Origin of the sequence: Dyadobacter sandarakinus (assembly GCF_016894445.1) — a bacterium.
GTDB classification, from domain to species: domain Bacteria; phylum Bacteroidota; class Bacteroidia; order Cytophagales; family Spirosomataceae; genus Dyadobacter; species Dyadobacter sandarakinus.
Genome location: NZ_CP056775.1, coordinates 4,296,846 through 4,320,596 on the forward strand (window position 1 = coordinate 4,296,846; position 23,751 = coordinate 4,320,596).

Annotated in this window: 20 protein-coding genes and 1 riboswitch; of the genes, 9 read left to right on the forward strand and 11 right to left on the reverse strand. The window is 49.3% G+C overall.

The window, feature by feature from the left end; genetic code table 11:
* Window positions 1-638: 638 nt before the first annotated feature.
* Genes HWI92_RS17365 through HWI92_RS17375 form a run of 3 tightly spaced genes read left to right on the forward strand, consistent with a single transcriptional unit; the run spans window position 639 to window position 4,269 of the window.
* Entirely contained in the window at window positions 639-2,021 is a 1,383-nt protein-coding gene (locus HWI92_RS17365; protein WP_204657609.1) for a UDP-N-acetylmuramate--L-alanine ligase, read from the forward strand.
* 33 nt (window positions 2,022-2,054) lie between these two features.
* The gene (locus HWI92_RS17370; protein ID WP_204657611.1) at window positions 2,055-2,651 is read left to right on the forward strand and encodes an LOG family protein; all 597 of its coding nucleotides are present in this window, start codon (window positions 2,055-2,057) and stop codon (window positions 2,649-2,651) included.
* A gap of 43 nt (window positions 2,652-2,694) precedes the next feature.
* Window positions 2,695-4,269 (forward strand): OmpA family protein, encoded by a 1,575-nt coding sequence (locus HWI92_RS17375; RefSeq protein ID WP_204664654.1) that lies wholly within the window; start codon window positions 2,695-2,697, stop codon window positions 4,267-4,269.
* A 24-nt stretch (window positions 4,270-4,293) separates the two neighbouring features.
* Here the strand turns inward: HWI92_RS17375 and HWI92_RS17380 are convergent, their stop codons facing one another.
* The 3 genes from HWI92_RS17380 to HWI92_RS17390 form a co-directional block, all read right to left on the reverse strand.
* Window positions 4,294-4,905 carry a cytochrome c oxidase subunit 3 gene (locus tag HWI92_RS17380; protein WP_204657613.1) on the reverse strand — a complete coding sequence of 204 codons (612 nt, stop codon included), beginning with the start codon at window positions 4,903-4,905 and terminating at the stop codon, window positions 4,294-4,296.
* 66 nt (window positions 4,906-4,971) lie between these two features.
* A complete protein-coding gene (ispE, locus tag HWI92_RS17385) occupies window positions 4,972-5,781 on the reverse strand; it encodes a 4-(cytidine 5'-diphospho)-2-C-methyl-D-erythritol kinase (RefSeq protein WP_204657615.1) in 810 nt (269 codons plus the stop codon).
* 118 nt (window positions 5,782-5,899) lie between these two features.
* A complete protein-coding gene (locus HWI92_RS17390; protein ID WP_204657617.1) occupies window positions 5,900-7,363 on the reverse strand; it encodes a M20/M25/M40 family metallo-hydrolase in 1,464 nt (487 codons plus the stop codon).
* A 297-nt stretch (window positions 7,364-7,660) separates the two neighbouring features.
* Here HWI92_RS17390 and HWI92_RS17395 point away from each other — a divergent pair, with 297 nt between their 5' ends.
* The 3 genes from HWI92_RS17395 to HWI92_RS17405 all read left to right on the forward strand — a co-directional run bounded on the left by HWI92_RS17395 (window position 7,661) and on the right by HWI92_RS17405 (window position 10,576).
* Window positions 7,661-9,148 carry a xylulokinase gene (locus HWI92_RS17395; RefSeq protein ID WP_204657619.1) on the forward strand — a complete coding sequence of 496 codons (1,488 nt, stop codon included), beginning with the start codon at window positions 7,661-7,663 and terminating at the stop codon, window positions 9,146-9,148.
* A gap of 164 nt (window positions 9,149-9,312) precedes the next feature.
* A complete protein-coding gene (locus tag HWI92_RS17400) occupies window positions 9,313-9,669 on the forward strand; it encodes a hypothetical protein (protein WP_204657621.1) in 357 nt (118 codons plus the stop codon).
* Between the two features lie 31 nt (window positions 9,670-9,700).
* Window positions 9,701-10,576: an aldo/keto reductase gene (locus tag HWI92_RS17405; RefSeq protein ID WP_204657623.1), complete on the forward strand. Its 876-nt coding sequence runs from the start codon at window positions 9,701-9,703 to the stop codon at window positions 10,574-10,576.
* A gap of 15 nt (window positions 10,577-10,591) precedes the next feature.
* Here the strand turns inward: HWI92_RS17405 and HWI92_RS17410 are convergent, their stop codons facing one another.
* Window positions 10,592-11,170 carry a hypothetical protein gene (locus HWI92_RS17410; protein ID WP_204657625.1) on the reverse strand — a complete coding sequence of 193 codons (579 nt, stop codon included), beginning with the start codon at window positions 11,168-11,170 and terminating at the stop codon, window positions 10,592-10,594.
* Window positions 11,171-11,281: 111 nt separating this feature from the next.
* On the opposite strand from HWI92_RS17410, the gene prfA reads away from it, so the two are divergent.
* Window positions 11,282-12,355, forward strand: coding sequence for a peptide chain release factor 1 (prfA, locus tag HWI92_RS17415; protein ID WP_204657627.1), 1,074 nt, complete (start codon window positions 11,282-11,284; stop codon window positions 12,353-12,355).
* Here prfA and HWI92_RS17420 read toward each other — a convergent pair.
* The 3 genes from HWI92_RS17420 to HWI92_RS17430 are packed head-to-tail and all read right to left on the reverse strand — an operon-like array spanning window position 12,352 to window position 13,490.
* Complete coding sequence (locus tag HWI92_RS17420; RefSeq protein ID WP_204657629.1) at window positions 12,352-12,744, reverse strand: helix-turn-helix domain-containing protein; 393 nt, start codon at window positions 12,742-12,744, stop codon at window positions 12,352-12,354. The two genes, prfA and HWI92_RS17420, sit on opposite strands and share 4 nt — an antisense overlap.
* Entirely contained in the window at window positions 12,741-12,929 is a 189-nt protein-coding gene (locus HWI92_RS25650) for a type II toxin-antitoxin system HicA family toxin (protein WP_374757905.1), read from the reverse strand. The genes HWI92_RS17420 and HWI92_RS25650 overlap by 4 nt, the downstream gene beginning before the upstream one ends.
* 3 nt (window positions 12,930-12,932) lie before the next feature.
* Window positions 12,933-13,490 (reverse strand): thioredoxin family protein, encoded by a 558-nt coding sequence (locus tag HWI92_RS17430; protein WP_204657631.1) that lies wholly within the window; start codon window positions 13,488-13,490, stop codon window positions 12,933-12,935.
* A gap of 73 nt (window positions 13,491-13,563) precedes the next feature.
* Window positions 13,564-13,755, forward strand: a riboswitch (cobalamin riboswitch).
* On the opposite strand from HWI92_RS17430, the gene HWI92_RS17435 reads away from it, so the two are divergent.
* Window positions 13,755-15,737 (forward strand): TonB-dependent receptor plug domain-containing protein, encoded by a 1,983-nt coding sequence (locus HWI92_RS17435; protein ID WP_229248216.1) that lies wholly within the window; start codon window positions 13,755-13,757, stop codon window positions 15,735-15,737. It overlaps the preceding riboswitch by 1 nt.
* 11 nt (window positions 15,738-15,748) lie before the next feature.
* Complete coding sequence (locus HWI92_RS17440; protein WP_204657633.1) at window positions 15,749-16,831, forward strand: DUF5074 domain-containing protein; 1,083 nt, start codon at window positions 15,749-15,751, stop codon at window positions 16,829-16,831.
* An 83-nt stretch (window positions 16,832-16,914) separates the two neighbouring features.
* Here the strand turns inward: HWI92_RS17440 and HWI92_RS17445 are convergent, their stop codons facing one another.
* From HWI92_RS17445 to HWI92_RS17460, 4 genes are all read right to left on the reverse strand, one after another.
* Complete coding sequence (locus tag HWI92_RS17445; protein WP_204657635.1) at window positions 16,915-17,655, reverse strand: tetratricopeptide repeat protein; 741 nt, start codon at window positions 17,653-17,655, stop codon at window positions 16,915-16,917.
* A 69-nt stretch (window positions 17,656-17,724) separates the two neighbouring features.
* Window positions 17,725-19,059 (reverse strand): DEAD/DEAH box helicase, encoded by a 1,335-nt coding sequence (locus HWI92_RS17450; protein ID WP_204657637.1) that lies wholly within the window; start codon window positions 19,057-19,059, stop codon window positions 17,725-17,727.
* Between the two features lie 156 nt (window positions 19,060-19,215).
* Entirely contained in the window at window positions 19,216-21,861 is a 2,646-nt protein-coding gene (locus HWI92_RS17455) for a valine--tRNA ligase (protein WP_204657639.1), read from the reverse strand.
* Between the two features lie 84 nt (window positions 21,862-21,945).
* Window positions 21,946-23,745, reverse strand: a complete 1,800-nt coding sequence (locus tag HWI92_RS17460; protein ID WP_204657641.1) for a sensor histidine kinase — start codon at window positions 23,743-23,745, stop codon at window positions 21,946-21,948.
* Window positions 23,746-23,751 lie beyond the last annotated feature (6 nt).

Sequence of the window (23,751 nt, forward strand, 5' to 3'; positions counted from 1 at the left end):
ATCAAGTGCACTGCCAGGAGGCAGTGCACTATTTTTGTCGTGAACTATCGAATTTATTCAGCACTTCTTGACATTTAGTTTTATGTACGTATCTTCCCTTCACAATACCACTTATTGCCCCTGTAACACATGACACACATGCTTGGCTTACCTCAGGGTTCTGCATGATGCATTGCATGTACAGCTTTGGGCACTTTATTCTTTTATAAATCATTCATTTCCAGGCACTATGGTACGTATAGGATGCACGATACCTCCGTGTGATCAGCCTGATTTCCTGATGGTGACAAGCCGTCATCAATCGCTATATGCCTGTCCTGCCGGTAAGCGTTCCTTTGCAGGCTTTAACTTTCTGCCTTTTTCCTGATCATTCCATTTCAGCCGCACTAGAAAATGCCGGACGGCCAGTTCAGGCAGGCTTTACCGGCCCTGGTATACAGGTGTGCTGCATAGTATGTACAGGCAAGGAAGTCTGTTCATTCTTGTTAAATAAAAACGATGCTGGTACGTAAACTATCCGTTTTGTAAAAAACAGATGGCAGCCTTAACGCTCCCTGCGTGTTAAAGCATCAGCATGTTCCATTTGCCCGAACATCAAAACTTACTAACTTTCGCTCCAAAATATCCACTCATGTTCAATGAATCCAGCTTCATCCTTGCGTAAAATACATTTCATTTCCATCGGCGGCAGCGTTATGCATAACCTCGCCATTGAACTTCACCTGAAAGGATTCATTGTAACAGGATCGGATGATGAGATCTACGAACCTTCGTCCAGCCGGCTTGCAAAGTATGGGCTGCTGCCTGCCATTACAGGCTGGTTTCCAGAGAAAGTTACGGCCGACCTCGACGCGGTAATCCTGGGAATGCATGCCCGCCAGGACAATCCCGAGTTGCTGAAAGCCCAGGAACTTGGCCTGAAAGTATACTCCTATCCGGAATATATTTTTGAACAAAGTCAGCATAAACAGCGTGTAGTAGTAGCCGGAAGTCATGGTAAAACCACGATTACCAGCATGATCCTGCACGTGCTCCGCGTCAATAACCGGGTGTTCAACTACCTGGTAGGCGCCCAGATCGAAGGCTTTGACAATATGGTAAAGTTGTCTGAAAACGCGCCGCTCATCGTCATTGAGGGAGACGAGTATTTTACCTCGCCGGTGGATCCTACTCCCAAGTTCATGCATTATCAGCCGCATATTGCTTTAATCAGCGGAATTGCCTGGGACCATTTCAATGTGTTCCCAACCTGGGAGTCGTATGTCAAGCAGTTTGAGCTGCTGGCCGACTCACTGCCGAAAGCAGGCTCCATTATTTTCGACGAAACGGATGATATGCTCGATGTGATCGGACAAAAAGAGCGGCCGGATGTAGTCAGCATTGCGTATGTGGCGCATCCGTACAAAATTGAAGACGGCAGGACGGTACTCATCACTGCGCAGGGCGAAGTACCCGTGCTGGTGTTCGGGAACCACAATATGAAAAATATCAGCGGCGCCCGGGCTGTATGTGAGCGGCTCGGTATTACCGACGAGGAATTTTATGCTGCCATACAATCCTTCAAAGGTGCGGCCAAGCGGCTCGAATTGCTGGGAAGCAATGAAACCGTGCATATTTACCGCGACTTTGCACATGCCCCTTCCAAAGTGGAAGCCACCACTGCCGCACTCAAAGAACAGTTCCCGGACAGGCAGCTTGTTGCCTGTGCCGAGCTGCATACATTCAGCAGTCTCAACAAGGCATTTCTGGGTCAGTATCGCAGAAAGCTGAAAGCTGCGGATGTGGCAGTTGTGTATTTCAATCCATTAACCGTTGAACATAAAAGGCTGGAAGCAATTTCAGAGGAGGATATCCGGACGGCTTTCAGGCGTGATGACCTGAAAGTATTTACCGACTCCGCTGCTCTGGCTGATTTCCTGAAAACAATCAGCTGGCAAAATGCGAACCTGCTGCTGATGAGTTCGGGTACATTTGGTGAGCTTGACCTGAAAGCACTGGCAGACGAGATACTGGCGAATTAACATTGGTTTTTCAAACAATATTATTCCATTTAAATGCACTCCATCGTTGTTTATTGCGGCTCTAATCCGGGCAAAAACCCTGTATACGCCGAAGCTGCCTACTCCCTGGGTGCCGAACTGGCCCGGAGAAACATTCACCTGATCTACGGAGGAGGAAACATGGGCCTCATGGGCCGGGTAGCAGATGGTGCTATGGAAAATGGCGGCTCGGTAACCGGTATCATTCCCAACTTTCTGGCCAAGCTGGAAGTTGCCCATAAAACACTTACCGAGCTGCACCTGGTAGAAACCATGCACGAGCGTAAAGCCAAGATGGTGTCGCTGTCTGCCGGCGTCATTGCATTGCCGGGCGGATACGGAACATTTGACGAGCTTTTCGAAATCCTTACGTGGTCACAGCTCCGGATTTTTGAAGGACCCATCGGGCTGCTCAATATCAACGGATTTTACGACCTGCTTTTACTTCAGCTTGACAAGATGGTGGAAGAAGGATTTTTACAGCCCGGTAACCGCAGGCTGCTCGTAGTGGCAAACAGCGCGGCCGGGTTACTGGAAAAGATGGAAACCTTCATCCTGGAAAATCCTGAAAATAAGCCGCTCGACAACTCGTTATATGTTAGCGAAAATTAACCGGACAATGTATCCAAACCTGCCCGAACACACTTTCAACACGATGCGTATTTCACTACTGCTGACCAGCCTTTTTCTGATACCTGTTTGTGCCAGCGCCCAGCTGGAAAATCTTGGTAAAACGATCAATACGGAGTATAATGAGATAAGTCCCATTATTTCACCGGATGGAAAAACGCTGTACTTTTCCCGCGTAAGCCACCCACAGAATACCCGCGGTACCAAGGGAAGTCAGGATATCTGGTACTCGGAGCTGAGAAATGAAAACTGGTCTGCTGCCCGCAGGCTGCCACCTCCCCTCAACAAGGAGGATTACAATAGTCTTTACAGCATTACTCCCGACGGTAATACCCTGCTCATCAAAGGTTCCTATAAAAACGGGGTATATGAAACCAGGGGATTTTCGACCAGCAAGAAAACGGCGCGGGGATGGACACCACCCAATAAACTCGACATTCCGGGCTATGCCAAGATCAGCAAAGGCCAGTTTGACTGCGGGTTTCTTTCCAATGACGGCAAAACGCTTGTGATGTCTTTCAGTGAAAAGAAGAACAGCAAAGTGGACGACCTGTATGTTACATTCAAGCAAAAAGACGGCTCATGGAGCAAGCCCGTAAACCTGGGCGCAGAGATCAATACCGAAGAATTTACAGAAACCACTCCTTTCCTGGCACCCGACGGTGTTACACTGTACTTTTCAAGCGACCGTAAAGGCGGGCAGGGAAGCAACGATATTTATTACAGCAAGCGGATCGACCGGACGTGGAAACGCTGGTCACGGCCTGTAAACCTGGGTGCGGCGATCAACACGCCGGGCTACGACGCCTATTACACGATCTCGGCTGTGGGTGATTATGCCTACATGGTTTCCTTTGAAGGTACAGAAGGTAAAGGCGACATTGTACGCTTCAACCTCCGGCCCAAACCCACAGAGGGCGATAGTACCGAAGCGCCGATCGCCAACATCCCGGCATCTGACCCGGTAGTAATGGTAAGCGGGAAAGTAATCGACTCCAAAACAGGCAAGCCGGTAGAAGCCACCATTATTTATGAAAACCTGGAAACCGGAGAGGAAGTAGGTACTGCCACTACCAACCCTACTACCGGTGATTACAAGCTGGTACTGCCATATGGCCAGAAATACAGCATGCGTGCCGTAGCGCCCAACTTTATTGCAGAGGGTGAAAACGTAGACCTGACCGACTCCACTTCAAAAGAAAAAGGGTACAAGGAAATCAGCAATAAATCCCTGAAGCTTATTCCCATCGAGGAAGGACAGATCGTAAGGCTCAACAACATCTTCTTTGCGACAGGTAAGTCAGCCCTCAGCAGCGAATCTTACCCCGAACTGAACCGCATAGCGATTACCATGACGGACAACAAGTCACTAAGCATTGAGCTGGGCGGTCACACCGATAACGTAGGTACGGCGGAGTTCAACCAGAAACTATCACAGGACAGGGCTGACAGTGTTCGCGAATACCTGATCGGAAAAGGCATTGAGCCCGACCGTGTCGCAAGTAAAGGTTATGGAGAAACCGTGCCGGTAGCGAAAAATGATACCCCCGAAGGACAGCAGCGAAACCGCCGCGTAGAGTTCAAGATCCTGAAAAAGTAAGAAGCTTTGCGGCTACCCTCATTTCTAGTAAAGCACTACAAGAAAGAGAAACACGACCAGCCAGAGTGCGCCGGTAAAGTGCCAGTAAGTGGTAAAAAGACGGATACGAAGACGGTTGGGCGGATTCACACTGTACACAAAAGAATCCACGTACGTCCTGTTTTTGACAGCTTTTCTGAACAGATTGATCAGGTAGAAAACTCCTGCAAGAATATGCAGCAAATGCAGGCCGGTAAGCAGGTACACGAATCCGGCGGCTGTGTTGACAGTTTTAAAAACACCCGCATTCATCATCTCCGTCCATCCGGTAATCTGCAGCAGCATGAAGCTCAGCCCGAGAATGAGGGTAGATCCCAGAAAAACCCGGTAATGCAGAAAGCGCTCGCTGGTAAAAGCCAGGTTAGCCTCATGGAGGGTGATACTGCTAAACATGATCACCAGCGTACTCAGCCAGAACATGTCGGGCAGGGCAATGAGGTGGCTGCTTTCTTTGCGGGCATGCAAAAGAAAAATGATGAAAATGGTTGTAAAAACCAGTGAGCTGCCCACAACGCCCAGCCATAGCATAAACCCCAGAGGCTCGCGTCGCCGGGTGAAAGGATTTTCCCTTGTTCTGGTGGTGTGTTTTGGACTCATCTTTCTCATCTTTCCGGCTGTGAACGCCCCTGTGAACAATCTTTATGCCTGAATGTTTCCGGGAAGTTACCCCAGAAAACCCTGCCACACTATATAGTCGCTGAAAATGGTTTTCAAATCTGTTTCAGAATCAAAAATCCCGTACAACGTGGACCCCGATCCACTCATAGAAGCATATAACGCTCCCTGCTGGTACAACGTGTTCTTGATCTCCTGCAAAAGAGGGTATTTTGGAAAAAGGGTTGCTTCAAAATCGTTTTTTACTCTTCCCCTCCATTCAGATACCGGCCTGCTCAATAACGTACGCAGATCCTCCCCGGTTTGTTGGGGCCTGATGCCGGCATATGCCTCAGCGGTAGAAATATGCAGGCGCGGGTTAACCAGAACAATCCATTTTCCCGTCAGGTTCAGCTCCAAAGCCTCAAAACGATCGCCTTTTTCAAAACAGTAGGCTGGCTTGTTGAGAATGAAAAAAGCACAGTCACTACCCAATCTACGTGCAAAACCCAGCTGTTTTTCAAAAGAAATTTTCAGATCAAAATACTGATCCAGTGCCTTGATGGCGAATGCAGCATCGGCTGACCCTCCACCCAGGCCGGCACCAACCGGAATTCCTTTGAGCAGGTGCATGTGTACCGGGCCGAGCTGATACTCCGCGGCGAGCAGCCGGTAGGCCTTTTCACACAGGTTTTCGGAGCCATCTTCAGGTATACCGATACCCTCAGCCGTAAAAGTGAATTGTGCTGACGGGGTGATTTCAAGCGCATCGGACCAGCCTACCGGGTAAAAGCAGGATGCTATGTTATGGTAGCCGTCGGGGCGTTTTTCGGTGATATTCAGCCCAATGTTGATTTTGGCATTAGGAAAAACGAGCATGGGATCTGCAAATGTTCAGGGCCGCAAATATGCGCAGATCGGGCCAACATCCGGCAGGTTCATTGGACTTTGTACATAAAAAAAGCCGGAACGTATGTTCCGGCCGGTACCGTGAATGCTAGTTTTTCCATCGCCACTCCTGCCCGATCACCAGCTCTTCTTTGAGTCCCTGCGAAATCAGGTAATCCCGTGTATTGCTGTCGGAGAGTCGTTTTACGGCAATGCTGCTGGTATTGGCGAGTGCATACAAATACATGGATGCAATGCGCACCGTATTTTCAAGCTGTTCTTTGTTGACCAGATCGAAATCATCGCAATCGGCATGGTAGCATTGCAGCACCGAGGGATCCAGGTGTCCGGACAATCCGGCCACAGGCACGCCTTCCAGCATAAACGGCTGGTGATCGCTGTGCAGGCCGGCGCGGTTGAGCGACTCGTTTTTATAATTTTGGTCAATATGATGAATTGTGGAGCCGATGGTCCCAAAAAACTCGTTCATCTCATCCCTTCCAAAGGCATTCAGTCCCTGCGGATCATTGGTCATATCGAGGTTCATCATATAGCTGACCTTATCTATACCCCCCGATTTTTTCAGTTCTTCCACAAAATGCTTGGAACCCAGCAGGCCTTGTTCTTCTCCCATAAACAGGACAAACTGCACTGTACGCTCGGGCTTGAATTTTAATGCCCTGAATGTTCTTGCGATATCCATTACGGCAAAAGAGCCGATACCATTATCGATGGCACCCGTCGCCAGGTCCCAGGAGTCGAGGTGGCCGCCGATGATGACTTTATCATCCGATTTTCCTTTGAGCGTGGCAATGACATTCCGTGCTTTAATGGGTTTGGAAATGTTCTGCATGTTGATGTGCGCTTCGAGAGGGCCTTCGTCCTGCATCCATTTGCGGATTTCATTACCGCTGTCACTAGATATACAAACTGCCGGAATGGAAATAATGGCGCCGGTTACAGAGGCAGTGCCGGTAAGGAGTATTTTGCCGGGAGCACCATTGACCATAATCATCCCTTTGGCACCATACTTGATCGCCAGTGCGGTTTTCTCAGACCTATGCAGGTTCTTTTTGCCCGTTACACCTGCAAGATTGATATTCGCCAGAGCAATTTTTCCTTTGACTTTCTCGCGCACAGCCTCGAAATCCTCTTCCAGTCCGTTACCTACATCCACGATCTCACCCTGCATGTTGGCTTCCACGGGTGAATGTGCCAGGGATACCACCGGAACTTCCCTGAAATTGTCACTGCTACCGGGAGCAATGGAAAGTGTTACCGTGTCGCGCATCCAGGCCTCTACTTCGAAAGGCTGGTACTTTACATCCGTAAATCCATAGCTTTTGAGCAACCTGAATGCATAATCCTCCGCTTTTTCTCCATTGACGCTGCCTGTCAGCCGATGGCCTATGGACTTGGTGGCGTCCCCCAGGGTTGCATATGCCTTGCTATTGGTTCTCACCTCATTATCCAGCCGCCTGAACGCTTTTTCCCACCTGCCATCGTCTCCCCGAAAGCCGGCACAACACATAATAAACCCGCCAGAGACAAGAATTTGTAAAGCTCTTTTCATATTTCCCGATAAAGGATGTTTATATAACGCCACCCCGCCAAGAACACGGGAGGGCTAACTCATTGCAAGATAAACACAAAATAGACCTTAAACAGGTTCCCGCGTCTAAATTATATGGGTCTGAAATGGAATTCTTTCGACGCCGGCAGCCACAGGAAAGCGCTTTTTCCACACTGAGCGGGATCACGCCGTTTAAGTGTAAGTTTCACACTTTAAATGTGGGAAATCTGACATTTATTTGAAAAATTTTATATTTTTTTGCGATGGAATTAACCATTAACCATACTCTCATCCACCATGTATCTTCTAGGATTCGACCTGGGCAGCTCATCAGTTAAAGCCTGTCTGGTGAACGCCGACACCGGAGCAGTTGCGGCCTCCGCATTTTATCCCGAAAGAGAAATGAGCATTGCCGCTCCTCAGCCCGGATTTGCCGAGCAGCACCCTGAGCTCTGGTGGGAAAATGCCTGCCTGGCGTCGCGCGCCGTCATGCAGAAAGCCGGCATTGCTCCCGACGAAGTGGGTGCAATCGGGATTTCCTATCAGATGCACGGACTTGTGGTGGTGGATGAGCAGTTGAATGTATTACGTCCTTCCATTATCTGGTGCGACAGCCGGGCTGTGGAAATCGGGAATAAAGCCATGCAATCGCTTGGGGAGGAATATGTGCTTCCACATTTGCTCAATTCTCCGGGCAACTTTACGGCTTCCAAGCTGGGCTGGGTGAAGGAGCATGAACCTAAAATTTATTCCAGGATCCACAAATTTATGCTTCCGGGCGATTACCTGGCTGCACGCATGACGGGCGAGGTGGTTACCACTCCCTCGGGCTTATCAGAGGGAATATCCTGGGATTTTGTAAACAACCGTCCCGCCGACTTTCTGTTTGACTATTTCGGTTTCAGCTCAGGGCTGCTTGCAGAAGTACAACCTACGTTCAGCGAGCAGGGCAGGATTTCGGCCGGTGCAGCTTTGGAACTTGGCCTGCGCACAGGCATTCCGGTGACGTACCGGGCAGGTGACCAGCCCAACAACGCATTTTCACTCAACGTGCTTGAACCCGGTGAAGTAGCTGCCACGGCGGGCACTTCGGGTGTCGTGTACGGGGTCAGCGACCAGATCAAGTTTGATCACCAGTCGAGGGTAAATACGTTTCTGCACGTTAATCCGCTCACGGAAGCGGCGCGGTACGGGGTTTTGCTTTGTGTAAATGGCACCGGCAGCCTCAATGGCTGGCTGCGCAACTCCCTTTTTAAAGGGAATATCTCCTACCCCGAAATGAATGCACTGGCTGCGGCAGCACCGGTAGGATCAGGCGGCCTGCTTTGTCTCCCTTTTGGAAATGGTGCCGAGCGCATGCTCGAAAACCGCGACCCCGGGGCTACCTTCAAGAACATCCAGTTCAGCCGGCACGAAGCCGCACATTTTACCAGGGCGGCACAGGAAGGCATTGTTTTCGCTCTGTATTATGGCATGGAGATCATGGAAACCGTAGGTGTATCGCTGAATAACATCCGCGCAGGAGAGGCAAATATGTTCCTCAGTCCCATTTTCAGGGAAACTTTCGCGAATGTTTCGGGCGCTACCGTGGAGCTTTACAATACAGACGGAGCACAGGGCGCGGCACGTGCGGCAGGTTTTGGTCTGGGTTATTATAAAAACAGGAAAGAAGCTTTTGAAGGTTTGTCTGCTTTGAAAACCATTGAGCCTGATCCGGTTTTGCAGGAAAGTACACGCGAAGCATACCGCGAATGGAAGCTGGTCCTCGAAAAAAGTTTGATGTAAAGCTTATTATAAAGTTACCTCAATAGCCGGTGCAGACCGGCTATTTTTGTTTGCACACAAAAAAACGCACTTCAAATCCTTTCAGGTGTTTTGCTATATTGCAAACGAAGATCTATGCACACGCGCCCGGAACATTGTTGCCGGGAGTTTAAAATAAGACCGTAATGAGACTTTGCCTTGAATGCAAAAAACCTCTTTTGGGCCGTATTGACAAGAAATTCTGCTCGGACCTGTGCCGCAACAGTCACAACAACCGCCTGAACTCTGACGCATACAATGTAGTCAGAAACATGAACAACCAGCTCCGTAAAAACCGGAGAATACTTGAAGAGCTTTGCCCGGGAGACAAATCAAAAATCACCAGAAGCACGCTGGTCCACAAAGGGTTTGATTTTGACCTGATCACGAGCCTTCACCACTGCCCGAAAGGTAGCATTTACCGCTTCGTATACGATTATAGCTATGTTAAGCTGGAAAATGATTTTTACCTGATCGTGAAAGATAAAAGGATGGATAAGTAGATATTTGCATTTGCACTTAAATGAATGCCGTATGAAAAAAGTTAGTCTTAGTGATTCCGGACCGAAAGTTTCAGAAGCTATTTATGGTTTCTGGCGCTGGACGGACGAAGGTTCCGTCACTACTTCGCAGATAGAAAAAACGGTAAGCCTTTGCCTGGAACTGGGCATTAACACTTTCGATCACGCCGACGTATATGGCGATTTTACCATCGAGGAGCATTTCGGTAAGCTCATCCGGCAGAAATCTTTTAAACGGGAAGACATTGTGCTTTTCAGCAAATGCGGTATCCGCAAGTCTGAAAACGGCTACCTTACGTATTACGACAACTCCCGCGAACATATCCTCAAAAGCATTGAAGGTTCGCTGAAAAGACTTCAGACAGACTATCTCGATATCTTCCTGCTGCATCAAAGTGATATTCTTTCTGATCCCGAAGAGACTGCGGCTGCCTTGGCAGAGGTTGTTACTTCCGGGAAGGCGAGGCATATCGGCGTGACCAACTTTACGGTATTTCAGCACCAGCTGCTTGCCTCCTACCTCCGCATTCCGATCGTTACCAACCATATTGAGCTCAATCTGATGAATACGGCTGCTATTGAAGACGGCCGCATTGACTTTATCAAGCAGCGTTTCAGCAAGCCGCTGGCATGGGCGCCGCTGGCAGGTGGAAAAATCCTGAATGGTTCCGATGAAAAAGCAGTGCGGCTACGGGCCAAATTGCAGGAAATCAGCCGGAAGTACGACGCGAACATTGAGCAAACTGCCGTAGCCTGGCTGATGAAGCTGGGTACCCTGCCGATTATCGGCTCGTTGTCAGAAAGCCGGATCCGCAATGCAGCAAGTGCCTCAGAAATCAAATTGAGCCATGAAGACTGGTATGATATCTATAAAGTCGTAGGAAAGTAACAAACCCGGCTGGACTTATTTCAGCTGTTTGGCATCCAGCTTGCGGATAATTTCCTTTTTGCTGAAAAGTAGCCGCCACACTGCAAAAGTAGAATCCTGGGCGGTAAGGCATGTTTTACGTATTGCACTCCCTGCCGTCACCGGTGCATTGTACACAAGCAGCGTATCATTCAGCTGCTGGAGATTGTCACTGGCCGTGGCTCCGCTGCGGGCACTGTACTGGTAGGCTTCCAGAATTTCGCGCTCTTTGGGTGCCAGGGCCGGGTTTTTCAAATCGGCTGAGCCCAGGAGTGATACCTGCACGCCATATTCTTTTTCCAGAGCAGCAATTACAGGCATGGTGGAAAGATCCGCACAGGCTGCCTGTGCATGGCTGGGATCCTTGGCAATTTCACTTGTCAGTGATTTTTCAGCGATCCGGGCGATCTTTTTACCCCATTCATCGGCGGAGTATACAAGCTGCGTATTGGTAACCCGCTTGATCTGAGACGCTTTGATTTCGCGTGACAGCTCTTTGGTATTTTCAATCCGGCCTTCATTGCCGCAGCTCGTCAGGCACATGGCCACGGCTGCAATCCATAAGATATGCTTCATTTTTATTTTCGCTTTTTTGAAAGCATTTAAGGCTCTTTTCTCCAAAATGCTGGTTGCGCTAAATTACGTATCTTTGTGCCTTTAACGACGAGCGCAAAGATATTCACTGAGATGATTGATAAATTAGAATCCATTAAAGAACGTTTCGAGGAGGTTTCACAACAAATCATTCAGCCCGAAGTAGTTTCTGATTCCAGCCGGTATTCCAAGCTCAGCAAGGAGTACAAGGACCTGGGCCGGATTGTGGAGCAATTTGAAATTTATCAGAAACTGCTGAAAGACATTGCGGGTACCAAGGAACTCATTGCTACTGAAAAGGACGAGGAACTGCGTGAAATGGCCAAGGAGGAGTTGGACGAACTGGTACCGAAGGTAGCCGTCGTGGAAGATGTGCTCAAAGAACTGCTTATTCCAAAAGACCCCAATGACAGCCGGAATATCATTCTGGAAGTAAGAGGCGGCACCGGTGGCGACGAAGCTGCAATTTTTGCCGGTGACCTGTTCAGGATGTACCAGCGCTTTTTCGAAAGAATGGGATGGCGCTCGTCCATTATGGATTTTACCGAAGGTACCAACGGCGGCTACAAGGAGATCATCTGTAAGGTGGAAGGTGAGGATGTATATGGAAAAATGAAATTTGAATCGGGCGTGCACCGCGTGCAGCGGGTACCTCAAACCGAGTCGCAGGGGCGTATTCACACGTCGGCAGCGTCGGTAGCAGTACTCCCCGAAGCCGAAGAAGTGGACGTGACGATCAACATGAATGATGTTCGTATTGATACGTTCCAGTCTTCCGGAGCGGGCGGGCAGTCTGTAAACACCACGTACTCCGCAGTCCGGTTGACCCACATTCCCTCGGGCCTGGTCGTAAGCTGCCAGGACGAACGTTCCCAGCTAAAAAACAAGGACCGCGCATTGAGCGTACTGCGTTCAAGATTGTATGAAATTGAGCTGAAAAAACACAATGATGCCATCAGCTCGCAACGTAAATCCATGGTGGGCAGCGGTGACCGCTCCGATAAGATCCGTACCTACAACTACCCGCAAAGCCGCGTTACCGATCACCGTATCGGCCTTACGGTATACAACCTTCCTGCGGTAATGGAAGGTGATATTGAGGAATTTATCGAAAAACTGCGGATTGCTGAAAATGCCGAGAGAATGCAGGAAGGAGAAACAGTTTAAATCAGAAACTGTATCGAAGAGAGTTCTTTTCCAACTTGCTGTACACCCAGCAAAATACGTTTTGTCTGGTTTGCCGAAGGCTTTTTGGCACCGTTGATATATTGAGCGAGCAAGCTCTGGTTCATGCCGATTCGCTCGCTCAATGCTTTTACATTCAATACTTTGTAAAAGTTAAAAAAGCTGGGAAGATCCGGACGTAGGATAATCTCATCCATAGCGTAAGTAAATCCCTGCTCCTGAAATGCAAGGTTAACGGCCTCTAAGATATTTTGTTTGAGTTGATCAAAATCATCTCCCTGCGTACCGATAAACTGATCCCTGACAGAAGTAAAGGCGCTGTACCCCGTATCTTCCTTCACAATGTCCATGGTGATTTTCGGTTTCTTCATCTCTTCTTTGTTTCGATACCAGCCTGTTTGAGAAGTGCTGCCAGCAATCCCTTTTTCACTTCCTTGCCGACATGATAGGGTACTACCAACTGTCCGGGCTTTGCCGGATGCCTCATGATAATGTGACTTCCACTTTGCCTGTATTCAATCCACCCAAATAGAAGAATGTGAGTATCTGAAATCAGGCTTTACTTCGCCTGAAAAAGCTTCGCGTAAGTAGTTGACTTGTAGGTTTCGAAAGCTTCTTTTTTATGGAAATCGCCGCCGATAAAGGTGATGACCTGATGAAATTCCTTGGGTTTGAGGTAACCGGCAAGCGGCTGGATCATCTGAAACTGATCATCCAGGAAAATCGTGGTCGGGAAGCTGGGCTGGTTGTTCGTCAGCGCAAGTGCAATCTGGTTGATCCCGCGCCCGCCTTCAGAAAGGTATTCAAACTGTTGTTTGCCCAACGTAATCTTTTCTTTCTGCTCCGCATCCAGCTTTACGGCATAATAGTTTTTGTTGACGTAATCAATGACCGCCTTATTTTTAAACGTCTCCCGGTCCATCACTTTACACCATCCGCACCAGTCTGTATAAAGGTCTATCATCACCTTTTTGGGCTGCTGCTGCACTTTAGCATAAGCCTCTTCAATCGTAAGCCACTGAATACCTTCTTTTTCAACCGGCTTTTCAGCCCGGAAGCTGGTCAGCACAGCGAGCGACAGCATGACAATGGAAAAACAAAGCCTGGTCCTGTTCATATTGATTTTTTATATTACAACATAACACAATTCTGCCACCGAATAGTTTACTTTTTTCCCAGTGCATTCCACCGTACCTTTGTCATGCTCTGGTGCCAGCTGCTGCTTTCAACAGCTTGGCTTAAAAGGGAATCCCGTCTGAATCGGGAGCTGTCCCCGCAACTGTAAGTCACTTCAAGCCAGTCCAATCTGCATTGCCACTGTGAAAACGGGAAGGCGCGGACGGGCAAGACGAGCCAGGAGACCTGCCAGCTTAACTCATTTGTGTTCCGGTTTTCGGAGGAAAAACCAGGGATCGCCATCAATCCCCGTGTGCCCGGAGTGACTTTTAACCGGTTTATTTGTATTGCATTACTGACTTTTATGGGACTGGGTTCCGGAGGGTTTCTGTTTGCGCAGCAGGCGCTCGTCAGTCTGGATACCGTGCAGATTACCGGATTTTCGCAGGAGCGTTTTATGGGCGGGCTCAAAGTCCGCCGTATTGATTCGGCTGCACTTGAACAATTCCGTTTTCAGAACATAGGAGAATTGCTGGCGCTGAAAACTCCGGTTGCATTCAAAAACTACGGGCCCGGCCAGCTCAATACCGCTTCATTCAGGGGTACGTCTGCCAGCCATACAGCCGTATTGTGGAACGGGCTAAACATTAATTCACCCATACTCGGACAGACCGACTTTTCTACAATTCCAGTCGCTGGCTTTGACCAGCTTTCCGTACAGTTCGGCCCGGCGGCCAGCATTGTAGGGAGCGATGCCGTGGGCGGCAGCATCCTGCTTGGCAGTACTCCGGCAAAGGAAAGGCTGTATGCATTTACGGGCGGTCAGATTGACCGTTTTCACAACTACCAGGCGCAGGCAGGTGCCAGGTACAGCAGTACCGACGGGCGGTTTTCGGGAAAAACAGCCTTCAATGGTAGTTTACAAAACAACGAATTCCCCTATACCAAACGGAATGGTTACAGTCTCTTTCCTTCCCAAACCAGCCAGGCAGGTTTTGTGCAGGATCTGTTTTTTCGGCCAGACGATGCGCAGCGTATTTCTGCTCATTTTTGGTTTACAAAAAACAGGCTGGTACTTACGCCCGACGAGTTGCAGGGCCGGGAGCTTACGCTGACAGAGGCTTACAGGAGCATGATCCGGTACGAGCTAAAAAACTGGGTTTTCCGGACTGCACTGGTGCGTGACATCATTGATTATGCCAAAGGTGATTTTAACCATCCCGACCATTCTGTAAGCGACCGGTTTGCCAACCGGGTAGAGCGGGATTTTGAATGGGCGGCAGGAACCGGCAGCCTGCATGTAAAAACCGGAGTGGAATGGGCCTATTACCGCGCCCGGGTTCCCGGTTATGGCCAGGATGCCGTATCTGAACACCGGACCGACCTTTTTGTACTTACCCGCTGGCAGGCAAACCGAAGGTTGCTGCTTTCAGGTAATCTGAGGCAGGCAATGGTAACAGGTTACCATGTACCTTTTACACCTTCCGCTGCGGCCGAGTACCGGCTTGCGGGTACGGCTACGTACAATCTGACAGCCCGCGCTTCCATTGCACGCAGCTATCGTGTGCCCACTTTGAATGAACGTTACTGGAAAGACCTGGGCAATCCCGACATCAAACCGGAACACGGCTGGAACTATGAAGCAGGCATTGAGCAACAGTACCGTACCGCATACGGACATGTTTTGAAACTATCCCTGGCAGCATACCGCAACCGGATCAAAGACTGGACCTACTGGAATCCGTCCAAAAACTACCGGGTTGAGAATCTTCAGCAGGTACTTACACAAGGCTTGGAGGTTGAAGCTGGCTGGCGGTACAATTCAGAAGCATGGCAATATGGCCTGGATGCCGGATACGCGTTGAACAAGAGCTACCAGGAAAAAGCCTATGATGCTTATGCAGCCGATATTGTAGGCAAGCAGCTGGTGTTTGTACCCTTGCATTCGGGAAACGTGAGTGCATTTATACAAAGGAAACTTACCCGCCTGAGCTTGCAGGGACAGGCACTGAGCAGGCGGTTCACTACTTTTGACAATGCCCAGTATCTTGACGGCTACGCACTGGCCAATTTAATCCTAGCCCATACCGTTTTGATAAAAAACGTTAACATACAGGGCCAGTTGCAGGTTAACAACATGGCCAATGTCTTCTATCTCAACGTAAGAAACTTCGCTATGCCGGGCCGGAACTTTGCACTGAGTCTGGTAGTGAGCTATAAGAATCCCGAAAAATCAAGTATTTATTAATTTTAAACTATATGAAAAAACAACTTACCCGCGTATTGCTGGCTACTTCAATGGCTGCTGTTTTATGGTCTTGTAACCAAAGCGACCCCGCACCAAAAGGTGATTATGTACGGGGCGTTTTTGCGATCAATGAAGGAAACTTTACGCAGAACAATGGAGCAATATCCTACTTTGCCAGGGAACAAAATACAGCGGAAGCAGACCTTTTTTCCAAAGTAAACGGTCGCACGCTTGGCGGCGGCGTACAGGGCTACACAGTACAGGGCGAAACCGGACTTATTCTTGTTGATAATACTGCAGCAGGACAGGACAAAATTGAGATTGTAAACAGCAATACCTTTGAGTCGGTAGCAAGCCTGGGCGCTCCTGACATAGAAAACCCCCGTGAAGTAGTCACAAACGGTGCCAACAAAGCGTACATTACATGCTGGGGCGCTAATCCCGACTACTCGTACAAGACAGGTTATATCGCGATCGTGGACCTGACTACCAATAAGGTCATTAAAAAGATCAATATCGCGTCGGGGCCTGAAAACCTGATTTACCACAACAACAAAGTGTATGTGGGAGTAGTATCATACGGCGGCGGCAAAAGCCTGACGGTGATCAACACAACCACGGACGAAGTAGCACAAACCGTAAACTTTGATGCTTCTCCTGCGCCGGTCGGTATTGATGCAAATGGAAAGCTGTGGCTTTCAGCAGGCAGCCGGGCAGTGAGGATCAATGCAGACAGCTATGCGGCCGAAGCAAACCTGGTACTGACACCGACGGCGAACAAATCAGCAGGAAACCTCGAACTGAGTGCAGATGGGCGGACGATCTACTACGTGCTTTCGTACTACGATGCCAACTTTGTGGCACATGGCGAAACGTACAAGTTTGGTATTGCCGATACCCAGGTTAATACGGCTGCTCCATTTATCAACCGCTATTTTACCGGTCTTACCGTGGATCCGGCACAAGGCTTGATTTATGCCGCAGTAACTCCCTCCTACGCCCAGGCAGGTTACGCGATCCGCTACCGTACAGACGGCACACTGGTGGATTCGATCCGGGTGGGTGTAGCGCCTACGGGCTTTTACTTCCGCTAGTTCCGTTTTTCTCTTTTGCACAATAAGAAAAAAGTCTCCGCTATGGACAGCGAAGACTTTTTTGTTGCTTTTAAAAAATGATTTTACTTGAAAAAACCTTGCGGATCGGGCTGTTTGGCTTTTAAAAGCTCTACAAAATCCAGGTTCATTTGGGAGAGATCAAGCGTCCGGCCCTTATGCAGGTGCTCCCAGGACTTATCAAATTCATTAAGATTATAATGCAGCAATGCAAGGTTGTACTGCCCTAATGCATAGGTTGAATCAATTTGCGTGGCGTGCTTCAGCAGCTGGGCTGCCTCGTCAAGTTCCTCCTTTCGGCTGGTAATGGCATATAGTTTCAGGTCAACCGTGGAGAGGTCCACAAGCAGGGCCACATTGTCACCCTGGATATTGACACCTTTGCTCAGCATACGTTTGGCATCCACCCAGTTTTCACGCTGGTAAGACACCACACCCAGTCCCCAGTACGCATCTACATTCTTATCGTTGAGCAGCTGGGCCAGGTTAAAGCGGTAGCAGGCCGTATCCAATGCACCTTCCTGCAGGTATTCCCAGGCACGGGCTGCAAAGAAATTGCTGGCCTCGGTCCGGTTTGTAAAGGACTTATCACACTCGCTCAGGAACCGGATTTCCTGGTCGATCTGCTCCGAAGTTTTGCTGATTTCACCAAACAGGGGAAGTATTCTGCGCTCCTTTAAATCTAATGGTTTCTTCTGGGCAACGTTGGTATCTGTAGTCGGCGCTGCACTGGCAAAATGGGTATTCTGGGCAAAACTAAAGGCCGGCACAAGTGCAAGAAGCCAAAAAACAACTGACTCTTTCATAAGAAGGTTAATAGAGAAACTAGTTTTTCTATTGTCCAAGTTAAACGGAATATTCGACAATGTATTGCATTATCGCCTTTTACTTCTTTTTGAAGCATTCTGGCGGTTTTTTGTACTTTTCCCACCTGCTTTCCCGCCTTGTATCACCCATTTTTTCTCATGAAATGCCCCCTTGAAAGTAGGATCATCGCGCCTCCGCTGATTGTCGATTTCACGCAGCATATCCTGCTGCTCATTAAATGGCGTAGGTGCAATTTCCACTTCCGCAGGCAGCTCGCGCCGGGGGATTTCCATGCGGATAATCTTCTCGATTTTAGCAATGTGGTACTCGTCGGCCATGGTCATGAATGTGATCGCATGACCGGCATGATTGGCCCGGCCGGTACGCCCGATGCGGTGCACATAGTCTTCATAAATCAGCGGCACATCGAAATTGATCACGTGACTAACCTCTGTGATATCAATGCCCCGTGCAACTACGTCCGTCGCTACCATTACCCGCACCGAACCTTCACGAAAAGCATCCATTGCATTGATCCGGGTATTTTGCCCCTTGTTGGCGTGGATCACGCGAAGGTCGTCTTCCTTAACGATACGCCCCAGCAGATTCTGGTGAACAAGCCCGGCCACTTCGCGGCTTCTGGTAAAAATCAGTACCCGCGTAAACGCAGTATGATCTTTCAGCATGTATGCCAGCAGGTTGATCTTGGTCCTGAAATTGGGCACCTCGTACAATGCCTGGTCCACCATTTCGGCAGTGGTCGCCTGAGGTGTAACCTCAATGCGCGTCGGAAATTCAAGAAACTCATGGGACAGGTTTTCGACCTTATCAGAGAAAGTAGCCGAAAACAGCATGTTCTGCCTTTTCCTTGGTATGATCTCCAAAAGCTTGCGGATTTGCGGCATAAAGCCCATATCCATCATCTTATCGGCCTCATCCAGCACCATTGCAGTCAGGTGCTTTACCACAATTTCTTCCTGAAAATACAGGTCCATAAACCGGCCTGGTGTTGCCACAATGATGTCAACTCCCTGTCGCAACGCCTCAATCTGTGACTTTGGTCCTACTCCTCCGTAAAGTACCACCGTACGAATGTCTGTATACTTGCTCAGCTGAGCCACAGCTTCGGCGATCTGCATGGCCAGCTCCCGGGTAGGTGCCAGTACGATTGCGCGGGGATGCTGACCCTGTGCATATTTGATACGCATCAGGAGCGGCAAAGTATAGGCAGCGGTCTTGCCGGTACCCGTCTGCGCGATGCCTAAAATGTCCTGCCCGGCCAGGGCAAGCGGTATAGCCTGCTCCTGAATGGGTGTAGGCTCGGTGTAGCCTGCTTCTTCTATGGCATTCAGGAGTTGGCGGTTAAGCTTGAACTGCTCAAATAGGTTTTGCGTCGGTTGCATTGCGCAAAGGTACAAAACAAAACCCGGCTACCCGCAGCAGGGCACGCTGCCGGGCACGGATCAGGTGCGTGACACAGGAGTACATGAGGGGTTGTTTACAAAAACAAAAGCACGACCGGGAGGATCGTGCTTTGGAAATCTATATTCTTTAAAAGATCAGTTACTCAAGCGCGCGAGTGCTTCGTTCAATGTCTCGATCTTGGCTTCTGCATCGGCTTGTTTCTGGCGTTCTTTTTCCACGATATCACCTTTTGCATTCTGTACAAAACGCTCGTTTGACAACTTTTTCAGCACGGAGTCCAGGAAGCCGCGGGTGTATTCCAGCTCTTTCAGCAGGTTTTCACGCTCGGTTTCCACGTCAATCTCATCGGCAAGGTTGATAAAAAACTCATCAGACCTGACCCTGAAAGAAGTGCCTTCGGCCTCTTCTGCTACAAAGGATACGGGCTCCACGTACGCCAGTTTGGTAATGAGCTCAACCAGCCGCTCGTAGCGTCCCGGATTGTCAGAACGTACCGCCAGCGGCAAAGCTGTTTTGGGACTCATGTTGCGGGCATTACGGATATTACGGATCGAAGAAATGACCTCAAAAAGAATTTCAAAATCATTCAGCAAAGCATTATCGACCTCACCTGCCTTCGGGAAGGGAGCAATGCAAATGGAATCATTTTCCGCCCGCTGCCGGATATTCTGCCAGATTTCTTCTGAAATAAAGGGTGTAAAAGGATGTATCAGGCGCATTAGCCGGTCGAAGAATTCAAGCGTAGCTTCCAGGGTAGCAGGATCAATGGGCTGCTCGTAGCCGGGCTTGATCATTTCCAGGTACTGTGAGCAGAAATCATCCCAGATCAGCTTGTATACTGTATTCAGCGCATCCGAAATACGGAATTTGGAAAAATGATCATCTACCTCCGCGATAGTCTGGTTCAGCTTGCTCTCAAACCATTGTACCGCCAGCTGTGAGCTTGCCGGCGCCGCAAGTGCCTCATCAACAGTCCACCCTTTTACCAGCCTGAATGCATTCCAGATCTTATTGCCAAAATTACGTCCCTGCTCTACGAGCTTTTCATCATAAGGCAGGTCATTACCGGCTTGGGAGCTGAAAAGCATACCCGTCCGGATACTATCAGCGCCATATTGCTCGATCAGATCAATCGGATCGGGCGAGTTGCCCAGCGACTTGGACATTTTATGGCCCAGTTTATCGCGTACGATGCCCGTCAGATACACATTTTTGAACGGGTACTGCCCTCTGTACTCGTAACCCGCGATGATCATCCTCGCTACCCAGAAAAACAGGATTTCAGGGGCGGTTACCAGATCATTGGTAGGATAGTAGTAGCTTACTTCTTCATTATCAGGCTCTTTAATTCCATTGAAAACAGAAATCGGCCACAGCCAGGACGAAAACCACGTATCGAGTACGTCGGGGTCCTGGGTGATGTCTTCTTCCGTCAATGCAAAAAGCTGGTACTCGTGCTGTGCTTTGCGCAGGGCTTCCTTTTTTGATTTGGCAACAATGATCGTACCGTCTTTCAGGTAGTAGGCCGGAATACGGTGCCCCCACCAGAGCTGGCGGCTGATGTTCCAGTCGCGAACATTTTCCATCCAGTGCCGGTAAGTATTCTTGAATTTGGCGGGAATCAGCTGAATGGTATCATCCATGACATTATCGAGGGCAGGCTTGCTGATTTTTTCCATTTTCAGAAACCATTGCTCCGACAGCCGGGGCTCGATCACAGCATTGGTCCGCTCCGAGTGGCCCACATTCGACTTGTACTCCTCTATTTTAACAACATTTCCTGCCTCTTCCAGCATTTTAATGATCTTCTTACGGGCTGCAAAACGATCTTCCCCCACAAGGATCTGCGCTTTTTCATTCAGGGTACCATCTTCGTTCAGCAGGTCGATGATCGTGAGACCATGCCGCTTGCCAAGTTCGTAATCATTGATATCATGGGCCGGCGTCACTTTAAGGCATCCCGTCCCGAACTCCATTTCTACATAATCATCGGCGATAACAGGGATAGCACGCCCGATCAGCGGAATAGCCACCATTTTCCCGACCAGATGCCGGTAACGCTCATCATTGGGATTAACGCAAATCGCCACATCCGCCATGATCGTCTCCGGCCGCGTAGTAGCAATTACTATCCCATCCTCCATACTCCCCTCCTCCTGTCCTCCAACCAAAGGATATTTCAGGTAAACCAGCCTCTGACTGACCTCCTTCATGATCACCTCCTCGTCTGACACCGTAGTGCGCGCCTGCGGATCCCAGTTAACCATGCGATGGCCACGATAAATATCTTCTTTGTTATAAAGGTCAATAAAAACGTCTATTACCGAATCGTAGAGGTCGGGCTCCATGGTAAACCGGGTCCGGTCCCAGTCGCAGGAAGCGCCCAGCTTACGCAGCTGTTTAAGAATAATCCCGCCATACTTGTGCGTCCATTCCCAGCAGTATTCTAGAAATTCATCACGGGTAAGATCATTCTTGTTAATACCTTTTTCTTTAAGCATGGCTACAACCTTGGCCTCCGTAGCGATGGATGCATGGTCGGTACCGGGAACCCAGCAGGCTTCTTTTCCTTCCATCCTGGCCTTACGGATCAGGATATCCTGGATGGTATTATTGAGCATATGCCCCATGTGCAGCACGCCGGTAACATTGGGCGGAGGTATTACAATGGTGTAAGGCTCCTTGTCCGGGTTGGGTTTAGACTGGAAAAACTTGTTTTCAATCCAATAGGAGTACCATTTATCCTCTATCTCCTGCGGGGCATACGTTTTGGAAATCATTTGTATAAAAGAATGTGCTGTAGCAGCTGTTGGCCGTTTGGAAAAAGCGGCAAGTTAGGGGTTGCAGGTGAAAATTCTAAACGGTCAGGCCTCTTTGCGGATTGGCAGCCAAACGGTGAAAGTGCTGCCCTCACCCGGCTTGCTGTGCACCTGTACCGTGCCGCTGTGCGCTTCTACCATTTTGCGGACATAGCTCAGTCCAAGCCCAAATCCTTTTACATCATGCACATTGCCGGTTGGTACCCGGTAAAATGTATCGAAAATTCGGCTTTGCTGATCGCGGCTCATACCGATGCCCCTATCAGAAATGGACACGGCTACTCCACCATGCTCATTGCGGGTTGCAATGCTGAGGTGCAGTACCTCAGGTGAATACTTGATCGCATTGTCGATGAGATTATTGAAGATATTGGTTAAATGCACCTCGTCTGCCCGGATGATTTCATCCGGCGCTTCAAAATCCAGTTCCACATCGCCGCCGCGCTGTTCGATTTGTACACTTTGCACATTCAGTGCTTTTTCAATCAGGTCGTGCACATTGACCTCGCTGAGTGTCAATTTAACATGCCCTTTATCCAGCAAAGCCATTTGCAGTACTTTTTCAACATGGGTGCCGAGCCGCTTGTTTTCTTCCCTGATAATACCCAGGTAGCGGTCGAGCCGGGAGCCCGCGCTGGCTGCACTGATTGTACCCGAATTCTCCTGTGCCATTTCAGCTGCCAGCGCAATGGTCGAAATGGGCGTTTTAAATTCGTGGGTCATGTTGTTGATGAAGTCATTCCGGATGTCGGACAACTTTTTCTGGCGCAGGATGGTGGTCACGGCCATATAAAAACAAGCCATGATCACGACGATCAGTATGCCCGAGCCGCCAAACATCACGCCCATATTGCTCAGAATGTACTTTTGCTGATCGGGAAAATATACAAAGAGTGAGTTGGGCGCCTGTATGGATTCATTGGGAAAAAGGGATGCGCGAAAGGATTTCTGCTCCCATTCCGAAGGTTTCAGGTTAACAGTGGAACAAACAAAACTCTCGGGAGACCTGCCCTGCACAGCAAATTCGTACGGAAGGGCAATACCATTTTCCAGAAATTCTTTTTTCAGCAACGTGTCCAGCAAAAACCGGTTGACGCGCTGCTCAATGGGCCTTGTGGTGTAAATAATCTCTTTCATCACCTCTTTCAGCAGATCAGCCCTGTCGAGCTGTCCCGAGCTGAGCAGCTCCCTGGATCTTTGCATGTTTCCCCTGCCTGATCTTGCAGGTACAACCTTCCTGTTGAACTGCCTGGCGGCTACGGAGTCGCGGTTACCGCCTTTCTGCATTTTAGGATCATACACCCCCTGAAATGCATTGCCAAGCCTGCGTTCATCGTCCAGCCTGCGCCGCATAAAGTCGTCAATGCCGGCCATGCCAAACTGCTGCGCCTGGAAAAATTCTTCGATGATCTGCTGCTGATGATCCACCATCACCTTAAAATTGGGGCTGAGCACATCCGTAGGAACTGCTTCGGTGATAATCTGGATCTCCTCTCCGTTTGCGCCGATGGCGATCTGCATGCGCGGCCGGGTGGCTGCGGGAGCTTCCTGCACTCTGGCCGTTTTTTCGGAAACTGCTTTTCTGATTGGCATGGTACGCAGCTTGGCCATGCGTTCGAGCTTGCTTTTTTGCTGCTCGGTTTCAATGCGCCGCTGCAGAAGGTACATCATTTCCTGCTTTTCCAGCCGGTGTACCACTTCCTGTACCGATTCTGCCACCTTCCGGTTAAACTGGTCGTTGCGGATTGCAATGGCCTCTCTGATCCAGTAAAACTGAAATCCGATGAGCCCGATGAGCGCGAGGCACATCAGCCCTACTATGATCTGAATTTTACGTTTGGTCATAAACTT